This window comes from Paenibacillus macerans (assembly GCF_900454495.1).
In the GTDB taxonomy this organism is placed as follows: domain Bacteria; phylum Bacillota; class Bacilli; order Paenibacillales; family Paenibacillaceae; genus Fontibacillus; species Fontibacillus macerans.
The window spans coordinates 2871910-2898544 of sequence record NZ_UGSI01000001.1; the positions used below are offsets into that span (position 1 = coordinate 2871910).

The 26635-nt window shown below is 54.5% G+C and carries 23 protein-coding genes; 12 read left to right on the forward strand and 11 right to left on the reverse strand.

The genetic code is table 11. From position 1 onward, the window contains the following. Nucleotides 1-87 precede the first annotated feature (87 nt). Both DYE26_RS12870 and DYE26_RS12875 read left to right on the forward strand, forming a co-directional pair. Nucleotides 88-321, forward strand: a complete 234-nt coding sequence (locus tag DYE26_RS12870; protein ID WP_036624411.1) for a DUF2249 domain-containing protein — start codon at nt 88-90, stop codon at nt 319-321. A 20-nt stretch (nt 322-341) separates the two neighbouring features. Further along, a complete protein-coding gene (locus DYE26_RS12875; protein WP_036624413.1) occupies nt 342-578 on the forward strand; it encodes a DUF2249 domain-containing protein in 237 nt (78 codons plus the stop codon). 547 nt (nt 579-1125) lie between these two features. Here the strand turns inward: DYE26_RS12875 and DYE26_RS12880 are convergent. Beyond that, nucleotides 1126-2214, reverse strand: a complete 1089-nt coding sequence (locus DYE26_RS12880; RefSeq protein ID WP_036624414.1) for a TIGR04053 family radical SAM/SPASM domain-containing protein — start codon at nt 2212-2214, stop codon at nt 1126-1128. 5 nt (nt 2215-2219) lie between these two features. Next, nucleotides 2220-3653 (reverse strand): protoporphyrinogen oxidase, encoded by a 1434-nt coding sequence (hemG, locus tag DYE26_RS12885; protein WP_036624415.1) that lies wholly within the window; start codon nt 3651-3653, stop codon nt 2220-2222. A gap of 175 nt (nt 3654-3828) precedes the next feature. Between hemG and ilvB the strand changes: the two genes are divergently transcribed. Continuing rightward, the gene (gene ilvB, locus DYE26_RS12890; RefSeq protein ID WP_036624418.1) at nt 3829-5538 is read left to right on the forward strand and encodes a biosynthetic-type acetolactate synthase large subunit; all 1710 of its coding nucleotides are present in this window, start codon (nt 3829-3831) and stop codon (nt 5536-5538) included. Between the two features lie 595 nt (nt 5539-6133). On the opposite strand, the gene DYE26_RS12900 is transcribed toward ilvB, so the two are convergent. The 3 genes from DYE26_RS12900 to DYE26_RS12910 all read right to left on the reverse strand — a co-directional run bounded on the left by DYE26_RS12900 (nt 6134) and on the right by DYE26_RS12910 (nt 8650). Then, complete coding sequence (locus DYE26_RS12900) at nt 6134-6427, reverse strand: hypothetical protein (RefSeq protein ID WP_036624422.1); 294 nt, start codon at nt 6425-6427, stop codon at nt 6134-6136. A 111-nt stretch (nt 6428-6538) separates the two neighbouring features. Further along, a complete protein-coding gene (locus DYE26_RS12905; RefSeq protein WP_036624424.1) occupies nt 6539-6883 on the reverse strand; it encodes a YlbF family regulator in 345 nt (114 codons plus the stop codon). A 603-nt stretch (nt 6884-7486) separates the two neighbouring features. Further along, entirely contained in the window at nt 7487-8650 is a 1164-nt protein-coding gene (locus DYE26_RS12910; protein WP_036624425.1) for a DUF445 family protein, read from the reverse strand. 256 nt (nt 8651-8906) lie between these two features. Between DYE26_RS12910 and DYE26_RS12915 the strand changes: the two genes are divergently transcribed. Genes DYE26_RS12915 through DYE26_RS12940 form a run of 6 tightly spaced genes read left to right on the forward strand, consistent with a single transcriptional unit; the run spans nt 8907 to nt 15556 of the window. Then, on the forward strand, nt 8907-10277 hold the full coding sequence (locus DYE26_RS12915) for a YheC/YheD family endospore coat-associated protein (RefSeq protein ID WP_036624427.1): 1371 nt from the start codon (nt 8907-8909) through the stop codon (nt 10275-10277). A gap of 14 nt (nt 10278-10291) precedes the next feature. After that, nucleotides 10292-11404, forward strand: a complete 1113-nt coding sequence (locus DYE26_RS12920; protein WP_036624429.1) for a YheC/YheD family endospore coat-associated protein — start codon at nt 10292-10294, stop codon at nt 11402-11404. Nucleotides 11405-11427: 23 nt separating this feature from the next. Continuing rightward, complete coding sequence (locus tag DYE26_RS12925; RefSeq protein ID WP_036624430.1) at nt 11428-12804, forward strand: YheC/YheD family endospore coat-associated protein; 1377 nt, start codon at nt 11428-11430, stop codon at nt 12802-12804. Then, entirely contained in the window at nt 12801-13922 is a 1122-nt protein-coding gene (locus DYE26_RS12930) for a YheC/YheD family endospore coat-associated protein (RefSeq protein WP_036624431.1), read from the forward strand. Before DYE26_RS12925 ends, DYE26_RS12930 begins: the two co-directional genes overlap by 4 nt. A gap of 18 nt (nt 13923-13940) precedes the next feature. After that, the gene (locus tag DYE26_RS12935; protein WP_051985598.1) at nt 13941-14471 is read left to right on the forward strand and encodes a GNAT family N-acetyltransferase; all 531 of its coding nucleotides are present in this window, start codon (nt 13941-13943) and stop codon (nt 14469-14471) included. Further along, entirely contained in the window at nt 14453-15556 is a 1104-nt protein-coding gene (locus DYE26_RS12940; protein ID WP_036624433.1) for a YheC/YheD family endospore coat-associated protein, read from the forward strand. The genes DYE26_RS12935 and DYE26_RS12940 overlap by 19 nt, the downstream gene beginning before the upstream one ends. A gap of 54 nt (nt 15557-15610) precedes the next feature. On the opposite strand, the gene DYE26_RS12945 is transcribed toward DYE26_RS12940, so the two are convergent. The 6 genes from DYE26_RS12945 to DYE26_RS12970 form a co-directional block, all read right to left on the reverse strand. Continuing rightward, nucleotides 15611-18406: an endo-beta-N-acetylglucosaminidase gene (locus DYE26_RS12945; RefSeq protein ID WP_164815272.1), complete on the reverse strand. Its 2796-nt coding sequence runs from the start codon at nt 18404-18406 to the stop codon at nt 15611-15613. Between the two features lie 173 nt (nt 18407-18579). Continuing rightward, nucleotides 18580-19278, reverse strand: coding sequence for an HAD family hydrolase (locus DYE26_RS12950; protein WP_036624434.1), 699 nt, complete (start codon nt 19276-19278; stop codon nt 18580-18582). Nucleotides 19279-19427: 149 nt separating this feature from the next. Continuing rightward, complete coding sequence (locus DYE26_RS12955; protein ID WP_036624435.1) at nt 19428-20483, reverse strand: stalk domain-containing protein; 1056 nt, start codon at nt 20481-20483, stop codon at nt 19428-19430. A 482-nt stretch (nt 20484-20965) separates the two neighbouring features. After that, a complete protein-coding gene (gene yfcE, locus DYE26_RS12960; protein ID WP_036624437.1) occupies nt 20966-21511 on the reverse strand; it encodes a phosphodiesterase in 546 nt (181 codons plus the stop codon). Between the two features lie 3 nt (nt 21512-21514). Then, nucleotides 21515-22330 (reverse strand): bifunctional hydroxymethylpyrimidine kinase/phosphomethylpyrimidine kinase, encoded by an 816-nt coding sequence (gene thiD, locus DYE26_RS12965; RefSeq protein WP_036624439.1) that lies wholly within the window; start codon nt 22328-22330, stop codon nt 21515-21517. 531 nt (nt 22331-22861) lie between these two features. Beyond that, nucleotides 22862-23635 (reverse strand): patatin-like phospholipase family protein, encoded by a 774-nt coding sequence (locus tag DYE26_RS12970; protein ID WP_036624440.1) that lies wholly within the window; start codon nt 23633-23635, stop codon nt 22862-22864. 537 nt (nt 23636-24172) lie between these two features. Between DYE26_RS12970 and sleB the strand changes: the two genes are divergently transcribed. The 3 genes from sleB (at nt 24173) to ant(6) (ending at nt 26526) form a co-directional block, all read left to right on the forward strand. Further along, entirely contained in the window at nt 24173-24787 is a 615-nt protein-coding gene (gene sleB, locus DYE26_RS12975) for a spore cortex-lytic enzyme (RefSeq protein ID WP_051985896.1), read from the forward strand. 172 nt (nt 24788-24959) lie between these two features. After that, nucleotides 24960-25541, forward strand: a complete 582-nt coding sequence (locus DYE26_RS12980) for a class I SAM-dependent methyltransferase (RefSeq protein ID WP_036624443.1) — start codon at nt 24960-24962, stop codon at nt 25539-25541. Between the two features lie 121 nt (nt 25542-25662). Beyond that, nucleotides 25663-26526, forward strand: coding sequence for an aminoglycoside 6-adenylyltransferase (gene ant(6), locus DYE26_RS12985; RefSeq protein WP_036624446.1), 864 nt, complete (start codon nt 25663-25665; stop codon nt 26524-26526). Nucleotides 26527-26635: the final 109 nt, after the last annotated feature.

Consider the following 26635-nt stretch of genomic DNA (forward strand, 5'->3'; position numbering starts at 1 on the left):
ATCACAATCCATTCCGAAGCCGTTGATATAATGAGGGCGAACGATAAGATTTTAAATTTTAACTAATCAATTAGGGAGGACTTCAAAATGAATCCGATTAAAGCAACCGTAAACGCCACCGAGTATCCGCCGCAGCTTAAGCATAAAACTATTTTTGACGCTTACGAAGCCCTGCATCCGGGAGAAGCCATGCTGCTGATCAACGATCATGACCCGGTGCCGCTGCGTTATCAATTTGAGGCGATGCATCCCGGACGGTTCACTTGGGAGTATCTTGAAGAAGGGCCGGACACATTCCGGGTGAAAATCGGCAAAAATTAAAGTTTGGAGGTGGACGAATCATGGAGAACCGGGTTGTCGAGCTTGATGTACGCCCGCAGCTGCGCCAGGGAGCGGAGCCGTTAGGAATCATTATGAGCACCGTTAAGCAGTTGAAGGGAGGCGAGATTTTCGTCCTGCACGCCACGCTCAAGCCCGTTCCGCTGCTGAAGCTGATGGAACTTAGAGGGTACCGCAATCAATGCGAGCAGGTGGCGGAGGAGCACTGGAAAGTAACCTTCGAACGAAAAAGCAAGTGAACCCCCGGAAATCAAAGGCTAGAGGCAAGCGGCAAGCGGGTTTCTTGACCCGGGAATGTACGGCCGTTAAAGCGAAGGAGGATACGGGAACCGGTGATGCCGGCCCCTGTATCCTCTCTTTTTGCATAGCTGCCGCAACGGTTCGGCCGAGCAGCCGCAATATTCCAGACTGTTGAGAAAGTCTTTAGACTTTTCCATAATTTAAAATTTTGTGTGGTGACTCTCGCCTTCGCAAAGAAAAATCGATTTAAAACGATCTGCCGGCAACAGACCGTGGCCTGGAGCGAGACTAGCTATCCGGAGGCTTTGCACGATTATCCCGTTTGAGCAGGTGACCTGACTTCCTGAACCATAGGGATAATCGTGCAAAATGGTCTGGAGAGCCCCCACATCTACGTCATCATTTATTTTATCAAGCACTGATTTTGGACTTGAGCCCGAATTTTGTGTTCAAATTTTAAAAAATGGACTTTCTCAACAGTCTGAATATTCGCGAAAAATCCGTTTCCTTGAGTTCCTCGAGCTCCTCAAGCTCCACGACCGGAAGCTACTTCCGCTCATACCCCCGCGGTACATAAGCGCAGTACGGATCGCTTTCCAGATAATCGCCGGTCACGGCGTACGCCCTGGCCCGGGAACCGCCGCAAAGCTGCTTGTACTCGCAGGCGCCGCATTTGCCTTTCAGCAATGTCTTGTCGCGGAGCTGCCGCATGACGGGCGAGTTCCGGTATATGTCGGATAGCGAAGAATCCCTGACGTTGCCGCAGCTTACCGGCAAAAATCCGCTCGGGTACACCTCGCCGGTATGGCTGATAAACACGAAGCCGTCCCCGTCGTTAACGCCCTTGGGCGAACGGCCGAGCACATCTTTGCGCTTCACCGCCCCGGCCTCTTCGCCGGCACCGCCTCCGCGCTTTTGCTGCTGTAAAAACACACGGCGATAGTGCGGCGCCTCCGTCGCTTTGATGCCGTAAGGCATCGCCCGCTGCATCTTGGCCAGCCATTCCATCACCCGTTCATGCTCCTCGGGCGTAATCATGTCCCTCACCATCCCCCGGCCCGTCGGCACGAGGAAAAACACGCTCCAAAGCACGGCCCCCATCTCCTTTACCGCTTCGGCGATCCGCGGCAGGTCGTCCAGGTTGTAGCGGGAGACCGTCGTGTTGATCTGGATCGGAATATCGAGCTGTTGCAAAAAACCGATCCCTTTCATCGTCATTTCATAGGAACCCGGTGTTCCGCGAAAATGATCATGGATTGCGGCCGTCGAACCGTCAAGGCTAAATGCCCAGCGGGACAAGCCGACCTCCTTGGCCTTACGCACGGCGGAAAATGTGACCCGCGGCGTGGCGCTTGGCGTCATCGAGACCGGCAGCCCTTTGTCCTGAATCGCGTACCGGGCCAGCTCGAACAAATCGGGGCGCATCAGCGGATCGCCGCCGGTAAACACGAACAGCGGTTTATCCATTTCCGCGATATCGCCGATCAGCTTCTTCCCTTCCTCGAGGCTAAGCTGGCGCGGATCGGGATGATACTGGGCTTCCGCCCGGCAGTGCAGGCATTTTAACGCGCAAGCCCGCGTCACCTCCCAGATGACGATAAACGGATTTACGTTGTAGTCCCTGTCTTGAATCATTTGCCTCACCGTCCATCCCTCAAATAAGCCGCCATGCTTTCAGCGGCTTCCTTGCCCTGCCGGATGCAGTCGGGAATGCCTACGCCGGCATATCCCGCGCCGCACAGCAGCAGCCCCGGCTTCGCCCGGCACAATGCCCCGCGCAGCGCCTCAAGCCGCTCGACATGCCCGACCGGATATTGGGGCATCGACTCCGGCAAAGCGGCGAGCTCGCAAAACAGCGGGCTGGCGGCGATGCCCAGCAAATCGCGCAGCTCGGCGGCCACCCGGCGCTCGATGTCGGCCCTGCACATCGCGGTCCATGCCTCGTCGCCCAGGCGGCCGATATAGGCTCGCAGCAGCGCTTTATCGCCGGGAGCCGAATGCAGCCATTTCGAAGAAACCCAGGTAATGGCCGTAATCATTCGCCCCTCCCCGCGCGGGATAAGCACGCCGGAGCCGTTCAAATCGTGCGGAACGTCTTCCCGCCGGTAGGCGAAGGCTAAATTGGCCACGGACACATAACGGACCCGCTCCAGGTAAGCGGCTTCGGGAACGCCATCCAATAGCCGGGCCGCAGCAAAAGCAGGAACTGCCAAAATGACTCCGTCCGCGTTCAAACGCTCGCCCCCGCTTAAGTTAAGCTCATAACCCGCCTCTTGCTGCGACAGTCCGGTTACCGCCTGGCCGGTAATTATTTTCTCTTCGCTTAGCGATTCCTCCAGCGCTTCCGTCAGTCCCTCCAAACCGCCCGTCAACGTCAGAAACATGCTGGTTTGCGCGGCCTTCGGCAGCGGGACCTGGCTTCCCCCCGGCCGCGGCGGCTGCTTTTTGCCGGCCAGCAGCCCAAGGATCAGGCTGCGGTGCTTGCGCTCCATCTCCATAAACTGCGGAAACGTCGCTTTCAAGCTAAGCTGTTCGGTGTCCCCGGCATATATGCCGGCTAGAAGCGGCTCCGTCATCTGCTCCAGCACTTCTCTGCCGAGCCGGCGGCGGATGAAGCCGCCGAGCGATTCGTCGCCGCCGCCGCGCCGCGCGGGAAGCAGCAGATCCATCGCGGCCCGCAGCTTGCCGGCCGGAGAGAGCAGCCCCGTCTTGACCATCGGCCACATTTGCGTCGGTATGCCGAGCATCAGCCCCGGCGGCATGGGATGGAATTTGCCGCGATGCAATATATAACTTCGCTTCGCCTGCGGATTCGTTCCCGCCAGCTTATCCTCCAGCCCGAGTTCCCGGATCAATTCCAGCGCGGCGGGCTTGCGCGCGATCATTGAATCCGGGCCCTGTTCTATCGTAAAGCCGTCACGTCGTAGGGAACGGATTTTGCCGCCCAGCCGATCGGACTGTTCCACGAGGGTAACCCCAGCGTTTACCCCCTGTTCACGCAGCAATTTACGCACGTAATAAGCCGCGCTTAACCCGGTTATGCCTCCGCCGATGACGGCGATTTTTTTGCTCACGTTTAAGTTTCGACCTCCTTAATGCCGCAAGCCAAACGCCTCATGCTTAAGCGGCCTATGAACTCCTAATGCTATCGTAACCTCCGGACCCCCGCGCATTTTATGACTGGAGTCACTCCGAGATCAACATTTCTCGGTTAAAATTGTCAAAAATCAAACGGAAAGGAAGCTAACGATGAGTATAAACCAGACATTGCGGCTTAAAACGGGAGCAGAGCTGTTGATCGAATGCTTGCTGGAGGAAAAAGCCGATACGATTTTCGGGTATCCCGGCGGAGCGGTGATCCCGATTTATGACGCGCTCTATGAATGCTCCGGCATCCGGCATATTCTGACCCGGCACGAACAGGCCGCCGTACATGCGGCGGACGGTTATGCGCGGGTTACGGGACGGGCCGGCGTGGCCCTGGTCACCTCGGGACCGGGAGCTACGAACGCGGTGACGGGGATTGCCAACGCCTTTATGGACTCGGTGCCGCTGGTGGTGTTGACGGGGCAGGTATCCACCGATCTGATCGGGCGCGACAGCTTTCAGGAAGTGAACATTTTCGGCATGACGATGGATGTGACGAAACATAATTATGCCGTTACGGATATCGCCCAATTGCCGCGGATCGTGAAGGAAGCCTTTTATATCGCCACGACGGGAAGACCCGGACCAGTGCTGATCGATCTGCCCAAAAATATAATGGCGGCCAAAACGGGGCTGGTTCCGGCCCTGCAAGCTTCGATCCGCGGCTATCAACCCGCCCCGCCGATTCCTGACGAGTCCGCAGGCCTCATCCGGGTCAAACTTCGGGCATCCCGCCGCCCGGTTCTCGTAGCCGGAGGCGGGGTAGTCTCGTCCGGCGCCGCCGAGGAGCTCGTCCGGTTCGCCGAGAACGCCGGGATTCCCGTCGCGACTACGCTGATGGGGATCGGGGCTTTTCCCTCCCGGCATCCGCTGTACCTCGGCATGCTCGGCATGCACGGCACCTATGCCGCCAACCGGGCCGTCCATCAGGCCGACCTGCTTATCTGCCTCGGCACGAGGCTAAACGACCGTTTGTCCGGCAAAGCCAAATCGTTTTCCCCGCAGTCCTGGAAGATCCAGGTCGATGTCGACGATGCCGAGCTGGACAAAAATATCCCCATGGATCTGAGCATCCAGGGGGGTATTCGGGAACTGCTGGCCCAGCTGAACGCTCAACCCTGCGATAGCCTGGGAAGCGAATGGGCGGAAGACGCCGCCGGCTGGGAACGAAAGGTCCCGCAATTTACCGCCTCTGACGGCAAAAGCACGTTGAACCCGCAGGAAGTCATTAAGCTGCTCGACAAACTGACGGAGGGCAATGCGGTCGTGGCTACGGATGTCGGACAGCATCAAATCTGGACCGCTCACCACTACAGATTTTCCCGCCCCCGTTCATTCCTGACTTCAGGCGGACTCGGCACGATGGGCTTCGGCTTCCCCGCCGCCATCGGCGCGGCGATCGCCCTGGAGGGCGATGACCGGCCGATCCTGTGCGTGACCGGAGACGGGAGCTTTCAAATGAACCTGCAGGAATTAATGACGGCCGTCGACTACCGGCTGCCGGTTAAAATCGCCATCCTGAACAACGGTTATTTGGGCATGGTCCGGCAGTGGCAGCAGCTGTTTTATGAACGGCGTTATTCCTCCGTGCAAATTTCCTCGCCGGACTTTGCGGCCTTCGCGAACGCCTACGGGGTCCCCGGATTTCGCGCGCAGACGGTGCAGGAGGCCGAACTTGCGATTCGCCAGGCGCTGGAAATTCCGGGCCCCGCGTTAATGGAGTTCAACGTCCGGGAAGAGCAGAACGTCTATCCGATGGTGCCGCCCGGAGAAAGCAACGACAAGATGCTGACGGGCGAAGGCGAGCTGTAGCTCCCGGTGGAAGCATGGCCCAGGCAGGCAAAACCAAAGTCCCCGGTGCTGCTGCACATCAAAGAAGGGAACGGATTCTCGTAGTAGAACAGAAGAGGAAATGGGTATGGGGTGGAAGGTTTACGGCCCGCCTTTAGAGTCAGGTTCTAACCTTAAAGCAAGTTTGATAAGAACCTGAAACTTACAGCGGGTGGACCCCCATATCCATCCCTCCCCTTGCGCTGAGCGTATGGGTTTGCGCGGGCAAAGGACCTCGCCGGCGGCGAGGTTTTTCCTGGGCCGGGGCTCTTGCTGATTTATGGACGCTGCGCCAACGCACTCCAGAGACTTTGTCCGCCCGTTTCCCGGATATTTCCCAACCTAGCTAACGGACCCATATAACTATTTTGCGCTAAACGAGCTCACCTTGGCCAATTCGAGGTAAATAAAACTCCTTCCCTCCTCTACCTGCGCGTCGTCCTCTACCCTGCCGAGTTTTTTTAAAATAATGCAAATAAGGGCCCCCGAGAAGAACCGTCTTCGTCGGGAAAGCCCTTTTTGTCTTAGCCCAAGCTCGGCATGGTTCCAACGAACCCGCCTTGCCGGGCAACCGGCGTTATACACTCTGGCCGCGGCCGCCTTCCTCCTGCCACTTTAGCTCCCATTCCCGAAGTTTGGCCCGCCGGATTTTGTCGAGCTCGCGTTGCTTCTCTTCGCTAACGCCCAGCAAAAAATGCAGATGAGCCCCGATCACGAGAAAGGCAAAACCCGCCCAGACCGCGCCGAACAGCGATACCCAGCCGGCCCCTGGATCAAAGGAAATGAGCGGCAGCGCGTACACGAGCATCGCCAGCGCCAGAATCAAATAAACGACATGCTTCCATTTGTTCGGTTTCTTTACCGTTTTCATCTTTCGCAGCTCCTTCATTTCATAGATTAAGAGATTCGCACTCTCGCCTGTCCTCTTGTTCTCTTCTAATCTATGAAGGGAAACGAAAGAATATGAGAACCTTTTTAAGTTTTACATTCCCGCCCCGTACAAATGCTGCAAGCTGTCCGTAATGATCTTGTTGATGTCCTGGATAATGATGCTAAGCCGGCGTTCCGCGTCAAACAGACGGCGAATGTTCAGGTTCAGGCTCAGCGCCTCGAACTGCTTCTCCATCTGTTCCATTTCTTCGGGAGACGGCATTTCCCCCGCCATCATCCGCTGCTGCGCCGCGTTTTGGCGGACGCGGAAATCGTCCAGCATCCGTTTACCCTCCGGGTCGGCTTCTATAAGCTTCAACGCATCCGTAATTTCCGCCACTTCCGGGCTGTCCTTCAAGGCTGCCGCCAAATCATGCGCTTTGTCATAAATATTCATCCGTTTTCCTCCTAAAATTGGCCTTATTCAAAAATTTATGCTTTCTTCGGAAAAATAATTTTGGAACGCTAGCTAACATAAGAACAAAAAATGCCGCTAATGGAGATGGACAGGCTCATATCAAGATAATAAGCACATAAATTTCCGCTATTTTTGCCGCCGTCACCGAAGGAGGCACCGGCGCGAAATTCTGAACGCTGCATCCCATTAATGCTGCAACGCCGCTAACCCTGCGTCACACTCCGCTATCCCTGCATCACTCCACTATCCCTGCGTCAAATGAGCAGAAGCAATTCGCCGGCCGCCATTACTTTCGCACCACGCGCAGCTCCCGGCGCGCGGTGCGAAACCATCTCCGGCACTCGGAACGTCAAAGTTATGCGGCAAAAGCCTGCACCACGGCGCCCGAGATGCGGTGAACCCTTCTTACCACACTACCTAACACTATCTAACATTACCTGACTTTATCCAGTATTACCAAGCATTGACCAAAGTTGCCTAATTTTACCTTATTTTACCCATAATTACCTAACTTTACCCAGCATTGCCCCAACGTTACCTATAATCACCCAAAATCATCAATTCCACCCAGTATTACCCGCTTTACCTTGCCACCAGCATCAACAAAGACTGGAACAAGCCGATGCCCCCACCGAGCAGCACGCCCAGCCAGGTGATCGCGCGGAATTCCTTGCCGGACACGCTGAGGATGATCTCCTCTAGGCGTTCCACCGGGAATTTCCGCACCTGCTCCTCAACCAGCTGCGGCAGTTGAACGGCCTGCATGGCCGCGGGGATCCCCTGAGCCGTGAGGCGCAGCGCCCGTTCGGCCACCGCGGGAATCGCCGCGGCCGCCCGCTCCTTCCAGGGGGCCAGCAAGGAGCGGAGCGGCATTCCTTCCGCCTGTTCGATCCATGCTTCCACCGGCAGAAGCTCCAGCTTCCCCATAAGCCAGTCCAAAGCCTCCTCCCCGGTCAGGGCGGCAAGCAGCTCCGCGGCCGGTTTGTCTCCGTACTGCTCAAGCCGCGTTTCGATCGCCTTCGCCGTTTTGCTTACCGCCTCCTCCCCTCGCAGCGCCCGGACAAGGGCCGGCGTCAGCTTTTGCACCAGCTTATCTTCATCCACAAAGATCGCCGCCATCGTTCCGAGGAATCCGCCGGCCTTGTCCATCAGGCCCGAAGCCATCTTGGACAGCATCCGCTGCCCTGCGGCCGACAGCAGCTCTTCTTCCACCGCCTGCAGAATCGCTTCCGCCGCGGCGGTGCTCCATTTCTTGCGGCTTGCCTCCGACCAGCCGGGAATGAGCTTTTTTAGAGGAATGCTATCCCACTCGTAACGCCGCCACAGGCTTTCAAATCCTGCCGCCGACGCTCGCCGCGCCTCGGCGGCCAGCCGCGGTTTCAGCGCTTCCCATCCCGCTTCGCCCCATATCCGCACGGCCGCATCGCCAAGCGTCAACGTGCTTGCCTCCCAGCGCTCGATCAAACCTTGCAAATACCCCTCCGCTTTTTGCCGGAAGGCCGGCCGCTGCACGGTCTCCTGCAGCCCTTCGGCCGTAACCAGGTATTCCGCCACCACCCGGCCCAGCGACTCGGCGATATCGTCCCGCCGCTTCGGAATAAGCCCCGGCGTAAACGGAACCTTGAACTTGCCGATATGTACCGGATTTCTGGGGTGAAACAGCATCTTAATCGCAAAATGATTGGTTATTCCGCCCACGAAGGCAGCCACCACCACGTTAATGACAACATAAAGCCAATCGGCCACCCAGGTTTCCTCCTTTATCTTAGGCAATTACCTAATATCTTAGGCTACTACCTAACTCTTCGCTCGCAGTTTCCGCTTTCAGCCCGCGCCCGGACCGGGAAACATTGCTTCATCACCCGCCCGATAGCCCGCGAAAACGGGCATAGGTCAATCACCAAGGATTCTATGTCCTCATATGATGCATTACATGCATTTGACGCAGACGATCTTTGCTTGCATCCAAGACTCAAGCTTAGCTTGGAAGGAGATCCGCTACATGCCCTCCAAAAAAATGACGGTACAGATCATGAGTCCGGGCCTGCTTGAAGACGATACTCTCGCGCTCGGAGACATGCTGATCAAACAGTGGAAAATACCGACCGATCTTCCACTCTTCCTGGCCTTCGGATCATTCCGGCACAGTGTAAAAGTCATCCCTTTAACCAGATCCGACGGAGTTCGAATGAGTGCTGGACTTGCAAGGAAAATGGGAATTCAGCCGCGATCGCCGCTGCGGCTCACATATCGCCCTCATTCATCTACCATTCAATTCGGCCCCTTGCTCGGCGTTTTGCTTAGCCAGGACTATGCGGAAAATCCGGAAAGACCTTTCGGTAAAATGACGTTATTTTGCAGGGAACTCGCAAACGCCTGCTCCAGGCAAGGGGTGTATGTCTACTTTTTTACGCCGGAGCATATCGGCAAAAATTCCGAACAAGTGTCCGGCTGGGTCTTCTACAAAGACGAATGGAAAAAGACCCAATTGCCGGCCGCAGACGTATTTTACAATCGGCTGACCTCCCGCAAACTGGAGAACAAACCTAGCGTACAGCATTTTATGAAAGAAGTAAAATCCCGTTACGGGAGCCATTTTTTCAACGAGAAATATCTCGATAAAACCGAGGTGTTCGACGCGCTGGCCAAAGACGGCTCGCTGCTCCGTTATTTGCCGGAATCCCATCTGTTCCGGGGCTACTCCATGCTCAAAGCCATGTGCGCCAAATACCCGATCGTTTTTTTGAAGCCGGTCAAAGGCAGTTTGGGAAAAGGGATCATTCGCATTTCAAGGCTCGAAAACGGCGTCTATCAGGCGCTAACCACCCAGGTCGGCGGTACGCGGCGCCATACCTATCCCAGCCTAACCAAGCTTTTCTCCGCCTTGTCCGGCCGCATGAAGGCGACCCGGTACCAGATTCAGCAAGGGCTGCACCTGATCGAGATCGATCATCGGCCGGTCGATTTCCGCGCTCTTGTCCAGAAAAATCTGGCCGGCAAGTGGAGCACGACCTCGATCGTCGCCCGGATTGCCGGAAACCAGCACTTCGTGTCCAACCTGGCCCGCGGAGGCACGCTAAGCACGGTTAAGGAGGCGATCTCGCGCAGTTCGTTGCAGCCGGGAATGAAGAGCAGGGTCGACGCCAGATTGAGAAAGGCGGCGCTGGACATCGCCCAGGGCGTTGACGCCAATTTGCCGGCCCATTTCGGGGAATTCGGCATCGATCTGGCGGTCGACATCAGCGGCCGGGTTTGGCTGATTGAGGTCAACTCCAAACCTTCCAAAAACGACAACACCCCGATGGGCGCCGGAAAGATCCGCCCGTCGGTCAAGCGAGTTATAGAATACACCCGCTATTTGTCCGGCTTCTAAGGAGGAATCATCCGATGGATCATGCTCTCAAAGGCAGCGTCGGCGTTCTTGTCGCCGAAAGCGAAGGCCCGCTTCCTTTCGCTGAAGCTTCTTTTTGCCGCAAGCTTTGCCGGATCGGCGAAAGGAAGGGCGTGTGCGTTTACGTATTTTGTTTGCCTTCGATTTCGGAGGGCAACGCAAGCGGGATTCCGGGTTACATGTTTGAGCGGGGAGGCTGGGTCCGCAAACGGCTCCCCCTGCCGGATATCATTTATGACCGCTGCCTGACCTATGACCGCAAAGGGCAGCTGCGCAAACAGCGCCTGCTGTCTAAGCTGGCCGCCAAACATCCGTATATCTACCTGGCGCGGGGGCTTGCGGGAAAATGGGCGGTGTACCAGGCGTTAAGCAAATACCGGGATCTCGCTCCTTATTTGCCGGAAACCGCGCTGTACGAAGGTCCGCTGCAGCTCGCCGAATGGCTTGAAGCCCATGACGGAGAGGCTTTTCTGAAACCCCGAAACGGTACGCACGGCAAAAGGACGCTTTACGTCAAGCTGACGGACTCCGGCAAGGGAATGGGAATGGTCGGCCGGAGCGGCAGCAACGCGTTGTTTAAACGGCGTTTCTCTTCCCGTAAAGCCGGGCTGGAATGGATCGATAAGTTTATCGGAGCCCGCCCCTTTCTGATCCAGCCTTATCTGCAGTTAAACAACGCGCAAGGCGAGCCGTTCGATATTCGAGTTCTCATGCAAAAAAACGAAAAAGGGGAATGGAGCTTAACGGGAATGGCGGTGCGGGTCGGTCCGAAGCATTCGCTGACCTCCAATCTTCACGGCGGCGGCACGGCGCATCAAGCGCTGCCTTATCTGATTCGGGAGCTTGGGGAAGACGGCGGTAAATCCGTCGTTCAAACCATCCGCCATCTGTCCTTGCGGGTACCGGAATACCTGGAGTCCCGCTTCGGCCGCCTGGCTGAACTTGGCCTCGATTTCGGCGTGGACCGCGAGGGCCGCGTTTGGATCCTGGAGGTGAATTCCAAACCGGGACGGACTTCGTTTTTCCGGATCGGCGACCCGATAAGCGCCCGAAAATCGATTGAAAATCCGATTTCCTACGCCCGTTATTTGCTTCTGAGCAAACCCTGAAAACGTTTAGGAGGATAAAATTCATGAGTTTGACTTATTGCAACGTCCATTTCACGCAGGAACCCGAGCGGGTCGTCTACTTGTCCGGGGCATTAATGAAAAACCTGAAGCTGTCGGGGAAAAAATCGGTTCACCTAAGACTCGGCGGGGAACGGGTGCCCGCTGTCGTCAAGCCGATCAAAAAAACGGGAAAACACCTGTACTTGGCTTACGGGGTGCGCAAAGGCATCAAAATTCCGAAGCCCGGCAGCGTTTTTCTCCGCAGTCTTCAGGAGGGCGAGGTGCAGCTCGGGCCGCTGATCGGCGTGCTGTCCGACGGGCCAACCTCATCCCATACGAATCCGTTTGGTTCCCGCACCGACTTTATCAAGCAGCTGCTGCGCCAGGGCAGCAAGATGTCGTACATTTTTGCCTTTACCCCGCGCGACATCAACTGGGAAAACGATACCGTCAACGGGTATTTCCTGAACGAAGCCGGACGTTTCGTAAGGAAACGCGTGCCGCTGCCCGATGTCGTATACAACCGGCTGCCCAGCCGCCGGGCGGAGACCACGCCCTTGATCAATCAGCTGCGGGACCGGTTTGTCCGCCGGAGGATTCCATTTTTCAACTGGAGCTTCTTCAACAAATCCGACATCTACCGCCTCCTGGAAAGGGATCCTGCGGTCAGCCGCTATGTGCCCGAATCGATCATGAGCCCGACCCCGGAGCAGATCAAGGATATGCTCGACCGCCATTCGCTCGTTTATTACAAGCCGAACAGCGGAAGTCTGGGCAACGGGATTTACCGTCTCTCCTATATCCCTAGAAGCGGCTATTACGCCCGTTACCGCAAAAACGGCCGCAACGCCCTGCTCAGGTTCAACTCCTTCAGCAGCCTTATGCGGACGATGCAGGCCAGACACGGCCGTTCGCTGCGGGGCTACGTCGCCCAGCAGGGCATCCGCCTGATCGAGATCGACGGCTGCCCGATCGATTTTCGTTTTCATATGCACAAAAACGGCAGAAACCAATGGGTTGTCGTCGGCATCGGGGCCAAGAAAGCCGGGAAAGGCAGCGTAACGACCCATTTGAAAAACGGCGGCAGCCTGCTGACGCCGGAGCAGGCTCTGACCCGGGCCTTCGGCCCGCGCGCCGACGAAGTGCTGAGGCACGCGAAGAACGTCGCCATTACGCTGGCCGAGGCGATCGAGTCGCATCACCAGCATCTGCTCGGGGAAATCGGCTTCGACATCGGGATCGACCGGGACGAACGAATCTGGATGTTCGAAGCCAACGCCAAACCCGGGCGTTCCATCTTTAAACACCCCTCGCTCCGCGCCGAAGGGAAAGCCTCGATCGATCATATCCTCGAACATTGCCTGTATTTAAGCAAATTCCGGAGGAGGGACGGCTCATGAGCAGTACGCTTTTGAGCGAGAAGAAACCGGTCGTCGCCGTGCTGACGGTCGATGACGAAAACAAACTATTCCGGGGCAACCGCGCCAATTTCCGGGATATCGTAAAAACGGGCCAGGAGCTGGATATCCCGGTTTACGTGATCACCGCCCGGGACCTCAAGCTCGGCGCCAAAAAGGTGCAGGGGTACGTGTTCCATCCGGAGGACAAAACGTGGAAAAAGCACTGGGTGCCCCTGCCCGACGTGGTCTACAACCGGGTCCCGCTGCGGGAGGATGAACGGAAGCCTGAGGTGCGGCGGAAAATCGACGAGTGCCTCCGGCATGAGTCGATCCACTTGTACAATCCTTTTTTCTTCAATAAGTGGCGCCTGTTCGATTGGCTGAAAAAGGGCCGGACGACCCGCTCGCTCGTGCCGGATACGAAAAAAATGATCGGCCCCAATACGCTGGACGCGATGCTGCAAAAATACGGCAGCCTTTACTTAAAACCGGTGAGCGGCAAGGCGGGCAAGGGGATCATGCTGGTGAAGCTTAACGAGGCCGAGGAGAAACAGTACCGGCTGACGCTTCAGGGCAAAAGAAGCCGGAATGTCGTGTACAAAACGGCCTATCTTCCGGCCCTTTGGAAGCGGATCAGGTCCGAGGCGGGCAAGACGCCGTACATTATGCAGGAAAGCATCTCCCTCGCCTCGTACCGCGGCCGCCACTTCGATATGCGCGTGCTCGTGCAAAAGACGGGCAAGGGCGTCTGGACGGTGACCGGCGTAGGCGCCCGCCTTGCCGGGCCGAAGCGAATCACGACCCACGTGCCGCAAGGAGGGAGCATTGAGGATCCGGAGAAGCTGCTCACCCCGGCTTTCGGCGCGGACATGACGGATTATTTGATAGGCCGCGTAAAATCGAACGCCCTCCTCATCGCCAAGCAAATCGAAAAGGAATGCGGCCACATCCTGGGCGAGATGTCCATGGACTTGGGGATCGATACGGAAGGGCAAATCTGGTTTTTTGAAGCCAATGCCAAGCCGATGAAATTCGATGAGCCGCATATCCGCAAAAAGTCGCTGGAGCGCATTTTTCAATACAGCCAATATTTATCCCGGCAGCCGAAGCGTAAGTAGCGAGGGAGGCGAGGAGCGATGGAAATTCGAAAACTTAATCCCGGAGACGGAGCGGGTTGGGAAAAGCAGCATGGCGACATGCTGGCTTTCATCCGGAAGTATGGGGCGGGGCGCATTCCGCCTTCCGCCTTCCGGGCGCTGATGAAGCTGTCGCCGAGCGAGTTCGGCCTCCCGGGGAGCTCGCTGCTGGCGGCCCGGATTCAAGCCGAAGACGGGCCGCGGATAGCCGGCGTCTCCTGTGTCACGGATTACGGCCGCGGCCTTTGCCTCGTCGTGGTCCATCCGTTGTACCGGGGACGCGGACTCGGCTCCAGGCTGCTCGCCGAGCAGCTTGCCATTTTGCGGCAGTTGTCATGCCGGGTGGCCTGCGATCAGATCTCCAGCCTGCAGATGTGTTTCCGCGCCGGACTTTATGCCCGCCGGCTGGTCAAGGTTCGCGGCGGGAAACCGCAGCTGCTCCTCGAAAACAGCCTTTCGCGTTCAAACGGCGAAGGCGCCGCCGCCCATTTCAACAAAGAAGGTGATTCTCTTTGTCTCAACCCGTTTTAGGGATCTTGACCTTGTACCTCAATGACAAGAAGCAGCTGGAGGAACGGCATATTTACCAAAAAATGATCGCCGAGGGGCAAAGGCTCGGGCTGGACGTTTTTGTGTTTACCCCTGCGGATGTGCATGAGAAAAAAAAGCTGATTTATGCGCTCGTTTACGATCCGAAACAAAAAAAATGGTCCCGCAAATGGCGCCGTTTTCCGAACGTGATTTTCGACCGCTGCCGGATCCAGCGCAGCAAAAGGTTCGAACAGCTGGGGCGTTTCCGGGCGCGTTACGGCAGCCTGACCTTCCTTAACCGCCCGCTGCGCAACAAATGGACGATTTACCAAACGTTGTCCCGCGTGGCGAGATTCCGCGAGCATCTCCCCGAAACCGTGCTGTTTCAGCATAGCGGGGACGCGCTCGGACTGCTGAAAAAATATCCGGCCGTGTACGTCAAGCCGATCAACGGTACCGGAGGCCGGGGTATCCTGCGGATCGAACGCCTTGGTGCGGATGAGTTCTTGATTCAGGGCCGGAAACAAAACCGCAGCATCGTGTCTCCCCGGAAGATCCATAAAGCCCGGCTGAGCGCTTATCTGCTCGGCTGGAAAGGCGGCGCCCAATTTCTCGCCCAGCAGGGGATTCAAATCAAGCTGCCGAACGGCCGGGTTCACGATTACCGGATGCTGGTGCAGAAAAACGGGCAGGGCCGCTGGGAAGCGACAGGCTGCGCCGGGCGGGTCGGCCCGCCCCGCAGCGTAACCTCCAATCTGCACGGCGGCGGACATGCGGTGGCGATGAACACGCTTTTGAAGCAGTGGATTCCCGGGGAGGAGCGGCGCGCCGAAGTCCGCAGAACCGCCGAGCGTCTGAGCTTGGACATCGCCGAATATCTGGAACAGACCTTCGGCCCCCTGTGCGAGTTGGCCCTCGATTTGGCCATCAACAAGCAAGGGCATATCTATGTCCTGGAGGTGAATCCCAAGCCGGCGCGCGAGGTGTTCATGAAATCCGGAGACCCCGACGCCTACCGGAAAGCGATCGTACGGCCGCTTGAATACGCGATGTGGGTCTACAAGCAGAAAGCCGCCCCCTCCTAACGGAAGGAGCGGCTTCGCTTTTATTGGGTCCGCTTATTTGCTCCGAAAACGGCTTTATGATTGCTCGCCTCTAAGGTATACCGGAGCCGATTGGTTCCCGGCATAATCCTCCATCACGACGTACACTTGCTTCGCCGCAGAGGTGAAGCTGAGACAAGCCTTGGTCGTCCTGCCGCGAATGATGCGGTCCTTGTCCCCCACCCCGTAGGTTGTCGGGAATTTCCTTAGAACCCCGTCCTCATACACGTACATGTAACGCCAATCTCTGGTGTTTGGCATCGGCAAATTCAGTTTATCGCCGTCCCATGACCAAGCTTCAGCGTACGGCTCGGATTTTTTATCGATAAACCGGCCGCTGATCGAAACCGGCGTGGCGTCTTGCGAAGAAATCGTCACCAGATAATCGTCTCCGTTTATTGGCATACCGCTAAACAGCGCGGATGTGGAGCCTTCCGTAACCGTCGCTTTGGCGGAGACGGGCTCCGGAGTGGTGATCCAGTTTAGAGATTGCACGCTGACCGTAATATCGCCCGCAGGCTTGTTCGGATTGGTCCAGGTTACCCGAAGATCGCCGTTTTCCTGGGAATCAACGGCGATATCCGAGACCGAATGGGCCAGATTGAAGTTGATTTTCGCGGCCTGCCCTTCCCGTCCATCCGCGCCAACGGCGGCGACTTTGACCGTGCCCGACTTCGCCGGCAAATTTTTGATGTAATAGATGCCGTCGTATTTGCCGCCGACATAGACATCGTTTACGTATACATTGTATTGTTTAACCTTGGAGTAATCCGGGTCCAGCTCCCATTTTACGGTCATCTCGCCGGTATTCGGATAGGCTGCGGAAATCGCTAGCCCCTCCGGCGCGGAAGGCCTTACCGCCGAACCGTCATCAATGCGGATTTGCCCGATGTTGACCTGGTAGTCAGCCACCGCTTTTTTCCCCGGATCAAACACAAGGCCGAAAGCGGCGATCGCTTTACCGCTGTAAGCGCCAAGGTCAAACTCCGCCGTGACCCAGTCTTTCGTGCGTTTCCCGCTGTCCGGAACGGCGATTTTCACCACGTGCTCCGGATCGTCGGCCAGGATCAGGCCGGCGTACATCGTCGAACCGTCATTGGCCGAGCTTTTGTTGTAAGTCAGCGAAAGCTTCGAGCTTTTATTTACGTCAAGATCCGTTTTGTACAGCCGCAGGAAGTTTTCCCCATTCAAATCGCCGCTCACAACCAGCGAGCTGCCGCCTTGGTAGGCGCCGATTTGCTTATAGTCGTAACGATCCGTATCCGCGAAGTTATATTCCGGGCCATAGTCGAAATCGACGGTAAGCTTGTTGCCGGCCGTATCCTGCCACCACTGCCAGGTCACCGGAACGTCCTGCAGACTCATGTTGGACCACTCGTCCGCGCTCGACACCTTGCCGTCCGCATAATAGGACAACCCGTGTCCCGTGTTGAAATTCGTATAGAAGTTCGGGCCTTCGATGACGGAACGCTCGGCGATCACGGACGCCATGCCCGGCCAATACCGGTTGTCCGCGTAAACGTCGCCGGCCGTGTTGGTATCGGAGACCTGCGTGTTTTTCGGATCGATGTTCGGCCCCGACCACCACAATTGCTCGCGGACTTTCGTCATCCATTGGTATTCGTTTTCCTGCCGGTGCCGGACCGGCCACGCTTGATTCATATCCTCGTCGAGCCCGGCATGCACGAAATCGGCGCCCAGCGTGGCGATGCTAAGCAGCGGCAGGCCGTTGTTCAGTTTATTTTTCAGCGCCGTTCCCTGAACGCTTTTAAACCGGTCGCGCCCGGCCTCAAGCCCGGCGAATCCAACATCGTAAATATCGAAGTCCGTCCCTTGGGAATCGTTCAGCTTGTTCAAATAGTTTTTGGCCGCAGTGATTTGGCCGGCGCCCACGCCGTAATCAAAGAAAAAGGACTGCGCCACCTGTTTGCTATCGCTTTTGTCGTACAGGAACGAAATATTGTTGTCGTTGAACGTTCTGGCAAAGGTGTTCGCACCGGTGCGGGTATCGAGCGAGTCATACCACTGAACGTACAACCCGCCTTTTTGCAGCGCTTTCATAAAGGCGATATAGTCGGGAATATCCTTGGTGTCAACATTGGGGCCGATTTCCTCCTGGTTGATGAAATACCCGTCATACCCGAAGTATTCGGCCATTTCAATCAGTTTGCCGGCCACCGGAAAATTGCCGCGTTCATCCTTGACGATCATCTGTCTATACGTCTGCTGCCCGCGGTCGTTGTTGGAGAAGAAAATCCCCGCCAACGACAGCACGCCGTTTTTGTGAGCCGCGTCGGTATACGTCGGATTCGGAATGTTCAGCATGCCGAATTCAAACCATTTTTGCTGCCAGTCCTTTTGCGCCAGTTCGTCGTAATATTCCGGCGGGGTATAGGCCGTCGCCGTTCCGTGCCAATAAGAGTAATAATCGATGTACTGCCAAAAGTTAAAATGATATTGGGCAAATTTGTTCGTGTACGGCGCATTTTCAATAAAAGCGTTTCCATAATCCCCCGCCACGTTCATCATTTTAACGTTTGGGCTCAGCTCCGGATTGGCTTGGGTAGCCGGGAACGGGGCGATTCTTTTTTGCAGCGGCACATGGGATCTGAGCAGTTCGGCGCCAGGGTCCGTTTCCGGGCTCCAATTCATAATATGGCCGCTGGTATACCCGTGTACGCTGGGCTGGTTTTGCCCGTGCGCGCTTGACCCTTGAAAAGGCCAAGTGTCCCCCGCCTGCGCCTCAAGCGGAAAACCCGTGCCAACCACGGCTAAAACCACGGCGATCGAAGTGATTTTGGCAATTGCTTTTCTTCCGCTATGCACCATCATTATTTTCCCTCCGTTTTCATATCATGATGTTGTCCCAATCCGGATTGGTCGTTTACGCTTTTCACTCTATATGATGAAAACCCTTCCAACAATGGACAAATTAAAGATTCCATGGTCGATTTAAAGAAAAAGCAGACCTTTTCCCTTAAGGGAGCAAGATCTGCTTTGCCTAATTATTGGTGATTCGCCGCTTCGTCATATAATTCGAGCAGCTCCTTGAAGGCGCCGATCAACGCGTCGGCCCCCGCCAATTCCCGGTCGTTCCCGAAGCCAGCGTAAGCGCAGCCGATGACGGTTTGCCCGTTTTTCTTGCCCGCTTCCACGTCGGAGGAACGATCGCCGACCATCCAGGCGGTGCGGATCGCGTGGTTGTCCAGCAGCAGCTTGACCAAATCCACTTTAGACGCCGTCTGATATTCGCCGGCGCTGTATAATCCTTCAAACAACGGAAGGATGCCGTGCGTGTCGGCCACGCCCTTTACGTAATGCTCCAGTCCGTTGCTGGCCACAAACAGTCTGACCCCCCGCTCTTTCAGCCGCGTCAAAGTTTCGCGCACCTGCGGGTACAGTTCGGACGGGAGCTCCTTCAGTCCGGCCAGCTCCAATTCGAGCAGCAGCTCGTCGGCCCGCCGGCGCACCTCCTCGCTTTGGTCCGGCAGCACTCTTTTCCAAATCTCCGGGAGCAGCATGCCGAGACAGCTTAAAATCAGCTCCTCCGGGGGCGTTTCTCCTTCATACAGCCGCTCCTCGCGCAGCCGGTCAAACACTTGGTGAAATACGGGAACAAGCAGCGTTTCTGTCTTGAACAACGTTCCGTCCATGTCAAAAATCATCGCTTCGGGTTTTGTCAGCTTAGGTTTTGCGTTCTCCATCCCCACAATCCTTCCCTCTATTGTATAGCCTCATAATATGTTAAAACCGTGCCCGTTGTAAACCTTGCCTGAACTGCGTTGTTTTGTTGAAACAAAAAATACGCCGCTCTTTCCTGAGGGAAGGAGCGGCCCAAACTAAAGCGCACGATTTATCTTGTTTGTCTGTCCAATCTTGACTTCGTATTATCATCGTAAACATAACCCTCGATATCATAATCGGGATATTCACGCTCCAGATCGTTCAGCATGCTGGACAGAATCTTTGTCTGATAAGATGAAGAGAGGTCATCCCAGTCTTTCTTAACGATGTAAACTTCCACCCTAACTTCTTCGCGATCCTTATCAACATCCAGTTGGATCGATAACGGAATACCGCGATAGGTCGAGTAATCTCTCCTCAATTGACTAAGCATTGTAGATTGGCTTGGCACGCTGCTGCTGCTGCTTCCTATAGAAAGCGTTCCCGAGCGGCTGACGGAGAATGTCGTCAGTTTGGAAGATTTTTTGTTTTTCACGGTTCCGTCGATCTTCGCATCCCTGAATTCACGTCTAATATCGTCAGAGATGTCCTGCAGGAACGTTTTCTGTCTTGAAGAAGACAGATTATTCCATGTGCTTTCATCCACCTTGATCGTTATGCTAATGTCATCTTTATCCCCCGACAAAGAAATCGAGGCATCCAAACTGTAATCATCCTCGTGATCATCGTTGAGGTCGTCTTCCAATCTGCTCAGGCTGCCGTTATTGCCATCCTTCTTCAGCGAATTGATTTCGGACTGCAAGGAAGTAATCGTGGAATCCTTCGACGCAATCGTCGAATTCGCCGTGGTTAATTCATTTTTCACACTGTTTAACTGGTTGTTTAAATCCGTAATTTGATTGCGAAGCATCTCGATAACCTGTGCATCCGAAGAAGACGTATCTGAAATGTTAACGATCTTATTCGTGCCGTCCCAGACTAACGATTTCCCGAGCGCTTCACCCGCCATCCGGATCGGTACATAGGTGGTTCCGTTAACCATAAAAGGTTCCTGACCGGAGCTGGACGAAATTGTTTGACCATTATATACAAGTTTAATATTGCTATAGACCGCCTTCAATGTTTTCGTGGCATTCGCCGCAAAAGCGTCATTGGTAAGCAGCGTCCCGGAAATCAGTACGGATGATAGAGCTACGATGCCGATCATTTTCTTGTTTAACTTCATTGTTTCTAACATTCTCCTTTTCCCTTTTATTACCCTGCCGCTTAAAGACTGGAATTGGTGACAAGCTTTCTATTAAAATTTAATAGCAGGTAATTTAAGCTTACCATATTTTTCACCCGCAGGCCAATTTCATTTTGGTATCAATTTGGTATTTCTTTCGATTTAAAATTTTCAGTTGGAAAACTTAAGGGCAAAAAGGGCGTTATTCCTGCGATATCAGCCGCTTTGAGAGAAATAGAGGCAATTTATGTCGTTATTCTCCCAGGTCGCTAGAAAATGCCTGCGTTCTGGACTATCCATGAGAAAATAAGTACAAAAAATGCCGCTAATGGGGATGAACATGCTCATATCCGGATAATAAGGCCATAGAATGCCGTTATTACTGAAGAGGCCCTATATAAAGGCCCTAATAAAGCAGAGGCTTTAATAAGCAGGGGCTCTAATAAGCAAAGGACGCCTTCCGGCGCCCTCGGCTTAAACTGCTACTTCAGACGGATTCCCTTCACCGTGCCGCCGTCAAAATCCTTCACAAGGAATTCATCGCCCGCAAGAATCCCGTAGGAATGAGGATAGTTATCCTTCGGCAAGGCGATCGATCCCGGATTCAGCACAAACACCCCGCCTTTGCGGTCGGCGACAGGGATATGGGTATGGCCTTGAATGAACACGTCGTTTTCGGCCAGCGGCGGCAGTTGCTCGATATTAAAGCCGTGACCGTGCGTCGCATAAATGCGGCGGCCCTCATGCAAAATCATGGCGTAGTCCGCCATCATCGGAAACTCCAGCAGCATCTGGTCGACTTCCGCGTCGCAATTGCCGCGAACGGCGGCGATTTTGTGCTTGTGCCGGTTCAGCGTCTCCGCGACCCGCTGCGGATCGTAGCCGTCCGGGAGCGCGTTCCGCGGGCCATGATAGAGGAAATCCCCCAGCATGACAAGCTGGTCCGGCCGCTCCTCCTCGGCCTTCTCCAGCGCCCGGTCCAGCCAATGGGCGGACCCGTGGACGTCCGAAATGAACATCAATTTCATGGCTTACTCTCCGTTCAGCCGGTACCCCGCATGGAACACCGGTCCGACATATTCATTAAACCGATATCCGGAAGCGATGGCGGCGGTGACGAATTTTTTCGCTTTAGCCACAGCTTCCTGGACCGTTAAGCCGTTCGCCAGGCCGCCGGTAATGGCTGCCGCAAACGTACAGCCCGCCCCGTGGTTATAGGCCGGTTCGATTTTCGGCGACTCCAAAACCGTGTACTCCTTGCCGTCATAGAACAGGTCGATCGCCATTTCCCCGTCCAGCGCTTTGCCGCCTTTAATGACGACGTTTTTAGCGCCGCGCTCGTAAATCGCTTGAGCCGCCGTCTTCATCTCCTCCAGCGTGGTAAGGCGTCCCAGCCCGGACAATACCCCGGCTTCAAACAAATTCGGCGTCGTCACCGCCGCCAACGGCAGCAGCAAATCGCGGATTGCGTCCGCGCTTTCCGGATTCAGCACTTCATCCTCGCCTTTGCAGACCATCACCGGGTCGATGACGACATTTTTTTGATCGTACTTGCGGATGCAGGACTCCACGACTTCGATAATCGGTACGCTGCCGAGCATTCCGGTTTTCATCGCGTCGACGGGACCTCCGGCATACACGGTTTTGAGCTGCTCGGCCACCAATGAGGCTTCCACCGGATAGACGTTATGGTGCCAGCCTTGGTCCGGATCCATCGTGACGATTGTCGTCAAGGCGCTGAAACCGTAAGTGCCGTACTCTTCGAATGTTTTCAAATCGGCCTGAATTCCAGCGCCCCCGCTGGAATCACTGCCGGCAATCGTTAAAGTTTTGAAGATCTTTGACATGTTGGGTTGCTCCTTTTCGCTGAACTTCCTAGCTCCCGAATCTTGGCGGAAACTGATAACATCTATTTTAGCACTATTTTTAGAAAGTTCAGACTATGGATTGCAAAAAAAACTAAAACCCATGATCGCCCAGTTGTTTTGCCCCGCTGCATATGGCTCAACCTAGAAATTGGCGCTGGAAAACCGGCTGCCGGAAAGACCAGCCGCCAAGACTAACCGCCGGCCTGCTAAATAGCAGAACTTTATGCACTTATTATCGGGAGCCAGGCATGGTCACCTCCATTAGCGACATTTTTTGCCCTTATTGTCCTTTGAATAGTCCAGAATGCAGGCATTTTCTTGCAATCCGAGAAAATAGCGGCATAAATCGCCTCTATTTCTCGCAAATGATTGGATATCGCCGGAATAAGCACATTTTTTGTCATTTTTTGCTCTTATGATCTTCACTGAAGATCGCTGGAGTTTCTTAAGCAGCCTGGAATGAAGATGCACGCCTGATTGTTTTGTCAAACGCCGTTGATGGTTCCGAGCTTAAATATGCACCCTCAATTCGTCGATGATCCGCTCGGCCGCGGCTTCCCCCGCCCGAATACACTCCTGCGATTTGGAAAAATCGAAGGCGGCGATATGCCCTACCTCGGGCCGGATCACCCAGTTCGCCAAGCGGAGGCTGGTTCGCTTGCGCTCCGCCGTCATCAGGCTGTAGGAACGGTATACGACCTCCACCATATTCCGGGGCAGTTTCGGCTCATGCTCCCTGGTCACATCGACGGCAATAATCAGGTCCAAGCCCTCGGACTTCAACTCTTCCACCGGCAAATTGTTGAGGACCCCGCCGTCCACCAGCATCTTCTCCTCTGCCATCACGGGCGCAAAAACCCCGGGAAAAGCCGTCGTGGCCCGAAGCGCCAGCCCAATGTCCCCACGCTCGATGATCACCTGCTTTCCCGTGATTAAATCGACGGAGACCGCTTTAAAGCGAATCGGGAAATCTTCGATTTGCAGCGCTTCTTTGCCATGCCGTTTCATCAGTCCTTGAACCGTGTTGTAAATGCTGTCGCCTCCGATCAGTCCCCGCCGCCTGATTCCCAAATCGATCAAACGGTACTTCGGTGTCGTCCGGATCAGCTCCTCGATGTCCCCGGGAGAAATGCCGGCCGCATACAAGCCCCCGATGGCTCCGCCCATGCTCGTCCCGGCGATGCAGTCGATCGGAATACAGTGCTTGTCGAACACCTTCAACACGCCCAGGTGAGCCAGTCCGCGCACCGCGCCGCCGCCCAACACCAAACCGATTTTTCCCATCTTTAACCCCTCATTATGATCGATTCTCATTTGTCTTCATTTTATACCTGCGCTTTTTGTCCCGGCAATCGTTCTTCACCTTTGCCCTCGATCGGATTCGTGCCCGACCGGATGTTTAACCCGCTTGCCGGTCCGGGTCTCCTGCCCGCCGATATCGCTCCCTTCGCCATAGCAGAGCGGCATTCCGAGTCTCGTGAAATGCAACAGAGCATGCGATTTTCGTCGAAATTACTCGAAGATAACTTGTTAAATGCAAAAGTGCAGTTCATATCCGGTTATATAGATACTTTTTATTAAATCGCCCCGGATGAGATGCATTTTTGCATTTCAATCGCGCTAAAATGGCAGATCGTAAAAAATCAAATGCACTTTCGGCTTTTGCATTTGATTCAGTCAAGCCGCGAAAATTCGAGAGCGCCCGGTAAAGTGTTCCATGCCAAATGTTGAGGGTTGTTCACCTTTCTCCCCCCACCATACAATGGATACCATGGAAGGAGGTGATCCGCCGTGAAGTTATTCCGGGGACTGATATTCGTTATGGTCATAACCTTCGGATTTGGATTCTACGGCGAAACCACGCAGGCTGCGGCCAGCACGCTGCAAGCGGGCAGTACCGGCGGCGATGTATGGGATCTCCAATACCGGCTGAAGGCGCTTGGTTTGTTTAACCAGCAGTTGACCGGCTTTTATGGGACTCACACGAAGGCTGCGGTACAAAGCTTCCAGCGAAATTACGGGCTCCAGATTGATGGGAAGGCCGGTCCGCAAACCTGGCGGGCGCTCAAAAAATACTCGCTGAATCAAAGCGAGATGGATATTCTGGCTAGGGTGATCTACAGTGAAGCCAGGGGAGAACCGTACGTGGGTCAGGTAGCTGTCGGCGCTGTTGTGATGAATCGGATTCAATCCGATCGGTTTCCCGACAATATACGGGATGTCGTGTTCCAGCGCGGTGCGTTTACGGCCGTAGATGACGGACAGTTCTGGCTTAAGCCGGACAAAACGGCTTATCTGGCTGCGCAGGATGCCGTCCGCGGATGGGACCCGACCTACAATTCGCTGTTTTATTTTAATCCGAAAACAGCGACAAGCGCCTGGATTTGGACACGTCCGCAAAACGTTACCATAGGCAATCATATATTTACCGACTAATCCGGCAAAACCGGGACAGGAACTGCAGCTGCGCTGCCGCCTGTCCTTTTTTACATAGTTTCGTTCTGTTTGCATCGGGCCTAAGAAATTTTTGACATTCATAATTAGGCTTAGGCTCGGAAACAATTTTTCTTAGTCCGTCAAATTTAAAAAGATAGGTGTGTACAGCTTTATGTATTTGACCCCGCGATTGTATCACTTCATCGTACGCCCCAGATGGTTTACCGAAAAATATATTCACAACCATATTCGAGACCGTTTCTCCTTGGAAAATAAAATGGTTCTTGATTTTGGCTGCGGAACCGGGGCGAACTGTTGCATAAGTCAGGCTGAGCATTATTGCGGAATCGATCTTGATAGGCGGAGAATCGGCTTTGCCAAACGGTTGTTTCCAAACCACACTTTTGTCGTATTTGACGGAAAGCAAATCCCGCTGCCTGATCAAACGGTGGATCTCATATTGATTATCGCGGTTCTTCACCATATTCCGAACGAGCTCATTACCTACTATTTATATGAGTTCCGCAGAGTTTTGAAGCCGAGCGGCAACATGGCCGTTATTGAACCTTATTTATGTCAAAAAAATAAATTCAATAATTGGTTTATGAAGCGATATGACGACGGGAACTACATTCGCAATGAAAATGACTATCTCCAGCTATTTAAAAACGCGCGGTATGATTGTAAAGTGTTAGAAAAATTCAGAAAGTGTTTCCTGTACAATGAAATTTTTTTTAGCGCCACCCCTAAATAAAGCTTTAACCTTCAATCCCCATATGTTGACAGAACAACATGAAATATAGCAATATCGAATAAACGGATAGGCTTCAAATTTTTTAGAATAAAAGATCTAAGCCTGAACGGAGGGCTATGCATTGAGAAGCGAGCAGGAAATGATGAACCTGTTTTTGGATTTCGCCGCGAAAGAGGATAGAATCCGCTTGGTAACTATGGAAGGGTCGCGCACCAACGTGAACATTCCTCCCGATTCATTCCAGGATTTCGACATTTCTTATTTTGTTACGGATATGGATTTTTTCAAGGAAAGCGATGAATGGCTCGGCGTTTTCGGCAAGCGCATCATGATGCAAAAACCCGAGGATATGGAGCTGTTCCCCCCTGAACTGGGCAACTGGTTCTCCTATATCATTCTTTTCGAGGATGGCAACAAACTGGATCTGACCCTGATTCCCGTGAACGAGTCGGAGCTTTATTTCGCCGAAAGCGACGGTTTGGTGAAGGTATTGCTTGATAAAGACCGTCTCGTCAAAAATGAAGCGACCGCAACCGACCGCGGATATTGGCTTAAAAAGCCGACCGCCAGGGAGTTTGATGATTGCTGCAACGAGTTCTGGATGGTTTCGACCTATGTCGTCAAAGGGCTGGCGAGACAAGAAATCCTGTTTGCCATCGATCATTTGAACGAAATCGCACGGCCCAATTTGCTGCGGATGATGGCCTGGCACATCGGCTCGGTGCACGGGTATACGTTTAGCGTAGGGAAAAACTATAAATTTATCGACCGCTATCTGCCGCGCGAAGATTGGGAAACATTGCTGTCAACCTATAACGGAACCGGTTATCCGGAAATGTGGCGGTCTTTGTTTACTTGTTACGAACTGTTTAGAAAATACTCCAAAGCGGTGGCGGAAAGCCTTGGGATTACATACCCGGATTATGATGAAGCTATTACGAAATATACCGGGGCGATTTATGATTCGTTGCCGGAAACGAGGTAAACTCTTTGCACATTGCCCCTTCGGCAAGCGAAAACCGCCGGAGAACTTGCTCCGGCGGTGTTTCGGATGCGCGGATTTAGTCGCAGCCTCTCCCCCCCCCCCCCCCGCT

Excerpts from the sequence above, each read along its gene's own strand:
- DYE26_RS12980 (WP_036624443.1), top strand. The coding sequence starts at position 24,960 with ATGTATTTGACCCCGCGATTGTATCACTTCATCGTACGCCCCAGATGG.
- DYE26_RS12970 (WP_036624440.1), bottom strand. The coding sequence starts at position 23,635 with ATGGGAAAAATCGGTTTGGTGTTGGGCGGCGGCGCGGTGCGCGGACTG.
- DYE26_RS12880 (WP_036624414.1), bottom strand. The coding sequence starts at position 2,214 with ATGATTCAAGACAGGGACTACAACGTAAATCCGTTTATCGTCATCTGG.
- DYE26_RS12935 (WP_051985598.1), top strand. The coding sequence starts at position 13,941 with ATGGAAATTCGAAAACTTAATCCCGGAGACGGAGCGGGTTGGGAAAAG.
- DYE26_RS12930 (WP_036624431.1), top strand. The coding sequence starts at position 12,801 with ATGAGCAGTACGCTTTTGAGCGAGAAGAAACCGGTCGTCGCCGTGCTG.
- DYE26_RS12950 (WP_036624434.1), bottom strand. The coding sequence starts at position 19,278 with ATGGAGAACGCAAAACCTAAGCTGACAAAACCCGAAGCGATGATTTTT.
- DYE26_RS12875 (WP_036624413.1), top strand. The coding sequence starts at position 342 with ATGGAGAACCGGGTTGTCGAGCTTGATGTACGCCCGCAGCTGCGCCAG.
- DYE26_RS12900 (WP_036624422.1), bottom strand. The coding sequence starts at position 6,427 with ATGAAAACGGTAAAGAAACCGAACAAATGGAAGCATGTCGTTTATTTG.
- DYE26_RS12925 (WP_036624430.1), top strand. The coding sequence starts at position 11,428 with ATGAGTTTGACTTATTGCAACGTCCATTTCACGCAGGAACCCGAGCGG.
- DYE26_RS12955 (WP_036624435.1), bottom strand. The coding sequence starts at position 20,483 with ATGAAGTTAAACAAGAAAATGATCGGCATCGTAGCTCTATCATCCGTA.
- ilvB (WP_036624418.1), top strand. The coding sequence starts at position 3,829 with ATGAGTATAAACCAGACATTGCGGCTTAAAACGGGAGCAGAGCTGTTG.
- yfcE (WP_036624437.1), bottom strand. The coding sequence starts at position 21,511 with ATGAAATTGATGTTCATTTCGGACGTCCACGGGTCCGCCCATTGGCTG.
- DYE26_RS12905 (WP_036624424.1), bottom strand. The coding sequence starts at position 6,883 with ATGAATATTTATGACAAAGCGCATGATTTGGCGGCAGCCTTGAAGGAC.
- DYE26_RS12920 (WP_036624429.1), top strand. The coding sequence starts at position 10,292 with ATGGATCATGCTCTCAAAGGCAGCGTCGGCGTTCTTGTCGCCGAAAGC.
- DYE26_RS12870 (WP_036624411.1), top strand. The coding sequence starts at position 88 with ATGAATCCGATTAAAGCAACCGTAAACGCCACCGAGTATCCGCCGCAG.
- DYE26_RS12915 (WP_036624427.1), top strand. The coding sequence starts at position 8,907 with ATGCCCTCCAAAAAAATGACGGTACAGATCATGAGTCCGGGCCTGCTT.
- sleB (WP_051985896.1), top strand. The coding sequence starts at position 24,173 with ATGGTCATAACCTTCGGATTTGGATTCTACGGCGAAACCACGCAGGCT.
- thiD (WP_036624439.1), bottom strand. The coding sequence starts at position 22,330 with ATGTCAAAGATCTTCAAAACTTTAACGATTGCCGGCAGTGATTCCAGC.
- DYE26_RS12945 (WP_164815272.1), bottom strand. The coding sequence starts at position 18,406 with ATGATGGTGCATAGCGGAAGAAAAGCAATTGCCAAAATCACTTCGATC.